Annotated in this window: 4 protein-coding genes; all 4 read right to left on the bottom strand. The window is 58.7% G+C overall.

The window, feature by feature from the left end; genetic code table 11:
• A partial coding sequence (locus ACEWPM_RS19695) for a YbhB/YbcL family Raf kinase inhibitor-like protein (protein WP_420768116.1) occupies positions 1-359 on the bottom strand: 359 nt, incomplete at its 3' end.
• 30 nt (positions 360-389) lie between these two features.
• Positions 390-980, bottom strand: a complete 591-nt coding sequence (locus ACEWPM_RS19690; protein ID WP_393964150.1) for an amino acid synthesis family protein — start codon at positions 978-980, stop codon at positions 390-392.
• A 66-nt stretch (positions 981-1,046) separates the two neighbouring features.
• Positions 1,047-2,186, bottom strand: coding sequence for an FAD-dependent oxidoreductase (locus ACEWPM_RS19685; RefSeq protein ID WP_393964149.1), 1,140 nt, complete (start codon positions 2,184-2,186; stop codon positions 1,047-1,049).
• Between the two features lie 31 nt (positions 2,187-2,217).
• Complete coding sequence (locus ACEWPM_RS19680) at positions 2,218-2,922, bottom strand: alpha/beta fold hydrolase (protein ID WP_420768117.1); 705 nt, start codon at positions 2,920-2,922, stop codon at positions 2,218-2,220.
• Positions 2,923-3,225 lie beyond the last annotated feature (303 nt).

The following is a 3,225-nucleotide window of genomic DNA, read 5'->3' as shown; positions in this document are numbered from 1 at the left end:
GTGTTTAGGGCATAGACCCAGAAGTAATAGTGATGCTTGCCATGGCCTTCTGGCGGCTGGGGGCCGTAATATTGCATGTGCCCTGCGCCGTTGGGGCCGACACGGTATTTTTCCTGCGCGTCGGACAGGTCGGTGGCCGAAGGGTCGATGCCATAGACCGTCCAATGGGTGAACCCGCGCGCCAGAGGGGCGTCCGGGTCATGGCAGATCACGGCCAGTTCCTTGGCCTCGGCGGGCACGCCGCTGACGGTCAGCTTGGGCAGGACGTTGCCCTTGTCGCCCGCGTGTTCGTCGCGCATCATTTCTAGCGGCTTGAAATCGGCGCAGGTGATTTTGAGGTCTTTGATGTTCAGAGGCATGGTGGTTTCCTCGTATTTCTGAGTTTCGGATTATTTGGTGGCTTCAAGATCGGCGACGGTTTTACCGCCAACACGTTGGTGGACGCGCGGGCCGGTTGCGACACCAACACAGATCAACACCTCGTCGGGGCGCGGGCCATCGGGCACGCAAAAGGTGATCGCGTCATAATGCGAGCGGATGTAAAGCTCGTCCTTATGAGCCAGCGGAATGTCGATCGACGTGCCAGCAGACGCAACCTTGGACACCGATGAAATCCACGCGTCGCCACCGCCAAGCTCGTCACGCAGCGGATTGCCGAATTCGGTGGTGACGCAGGCAACTACATGCTCTTGTTCGCCTGCGACACCGGCGATCCCGCCTTTGCCATAGCTTTCAGCAGGCCGCCCGCGCAGCAAATCCATCGCACGCTTTCCAAGCGCGTGGCCGAGGCTGGCACTGGGGTTGGTAAAAGCTGACAGATCGGCACTGAACTTGCCTACAAACGGATTGCGAATGATCACGCCAACAGCGGCCTTGATCAGCACCTCACCAGGTTCACCGCCATCATGCCGGATTTCCTGAACGCTGGAATGCCAGCTACGCACTTCGTAGTGTTTTTCGACTTCGGCAGAATGGTCCATTTTTTTCCTCTTAGTGGCGCGCAGCCATAGCGCGCCTAAGTGTTGTCGTTATTGGCCACTCAACCTTCACTGTGGCCACGAAAAGACACGGCGCAGCGGATCATAGCGCGCCGCCTCAAGAGCGGCAGGCGTGAACATGTTACCCTTTGAAAGCGCGCGGTTCGCAGCATAATCACCGGACAGCGCCTGACACCGATCCGTGATCGGGCGGATACGTTTTTCCCAGTTGGTCAGCGCGTCCTCGATCGAAGAATGTTCCTGCACGTCCTGGGACAGGCTGAAGGCGTTAACCATCGCACAGCCGGCACCCTGCGCCAGTGCAGGGCACATCGCATGCGCCGCATCACCGACCAGCGCGACCTTGCCCTTGACCCATGTGTCCAGTTTGGTCGTCGCGTAATTGTCGTAACGCGCCTTTTCCAGCTTGGCCGCCTCGGCCAGGCAGGGTTCGAGGAACGGGAACATTTCAACCCAAACCTCCAGGTCCAGCGGAACACGCGACCCGCGCGGATCGGCGGCGGGGGCCATCAGACCAAGGTACAGTTCCTTTTCGTTGCAGGGGGAATAAAGAATACGCTGCACGCGCGGCTCGAAATTCCACATGTCGATGGTGTTGTCCCATTCGCCTTCGCCCAGATGCTCTTTCAGGCGCGGCACGATCAGGCGAATGATGCCATCGGTCGAGACCCAGCGATCCTGCTTGAATCCCATCGAGTCGCGCACTTTGGAGCCGACACCATCGGCGCCGACGATCAGATCCGCCTCCAGCACTTCGCCACTGACAAGGGTCAACCGGCCCTCGGCATCGGCGCCAACCGCCTCGGAATTGACGCAGACGTTGACGCCCACCTCATGCGCGCGTTTGACCAGCGCGTTGTGCAGGTGGCTGCGGGTCATGATCCGCCACGGCAGGCCGTTGAACGTTTCCTTCGAGACAGATTTATTCTGCATCCACGTTTCATAAGCCGGTGGTGTATGCGTGCCATGCAGAACGTCATTCAGCGCATCGACACCTTCCAGCACACGCAGCCCATTGTGCCACAGATAAATTCCGGCACCAAAGGCGCGCAGCTCGGAATCCTTTTCGTGCAGCGTGACATCCCAGCCGTTTTGACGCAGCGCAATTGCCGCCGTCAGCCCCGCAAAACCAGCGCCCGCAACCTGCGCTGTCAGGGTTTTTCCAGATGTCCTGTTAATATTCGCCATTGTCCACTTCCTGTCAGTTATTGAGGGGCCGTCAGTGCCGCCCTCTGGAATCGATGAAATTCGTGATTGCCTGCGCGGTGATGTCCGGCGACACCTCGTTCACGTAGTGATCCGCGCCGGGGACCACGACCACCGGCAGGTCTGGGCGCAACGCGCTGGTCTTGGCCAGGGCCGCGGGCGACACCAGCTTGCTGTCGCCGCCCCGGACCAGAAGCACCGGCTTGCCGACATCGCGATAGGTCTGTGTCAGGTCCGCACGCAGCCCACTGGCCGTCTGCGCCATGGCCTGCGGCGACGCCAAGGGGCGCAAACCGCCCTCAACCGCCTCATAGCCGCTTTCGGCACGGATCCTGATCGCCGGGGCCGGAATATTCAGATACCGCGCGGCCAGATAGGCCTCGACCGCATCAACGCTCTCAAAGGTTTGCGCACCGGCATTCACCCGCGATTCCAGCGCGTCAAACACCTCGGTCTCGATATAGGGCGTAAAGTCGATTGCCACGACGGAGTGAACAAGATCGGGATGTTTCGCGGCGCATGTAACCGAATTACGCGACCCCAGAGAATGCCCCACCAAAATGGCCGGACCACGATCCAGCGCCCGAATCAGACCAGCAATATCATCGCAAAAATCATCCGCCTCGTAGCCGCTGTCCGGCTTGTCACTGCGGCCATGGCCTCTTTGATCAACCGCAATCGTGGTAAAGCGATCGCTGAACCGCGCCGCCAACGGCATCAAAGTGGCCGAATTGGCAGTAATGCCATGAAAGAAGAGCATCAAAGGGCCATCGCCTCTTTCGCGGATGTTCAAACTGATGCGGCCCGCGTCAATCCGGCGCATGTTCACTTCGGTCTCAAAGGCAGCTTTCGCCATGCGTTCCAAGCTCTGCGTTGGTGTTGATTTCGACGATCACCATGGCACAAATCAAAAACAGGTCAACATAATTGTCAGGCAATCTTGCAATAATACATGTTGACAGAATGCGCCGTTTTACTGTCAAAATTGAAAGAAGGCCCTATTATATCCTTGATTAAATCC

This window comes from Roseovarius maritimus, assembly GCF_043355895.2.
Classification (GTDB): Bacteria; Pseudomonadota; Alphaproteobacteria; order Rhodobacterales; family Rhodobacteraceae; genus Roseovarius; species Roseovarius maritimus.
The sequence above is the reverse complement of the archived record's forward strand: the minus strand, read 5'-3'. Positions and strand labels throughout refer to the sequence as shown.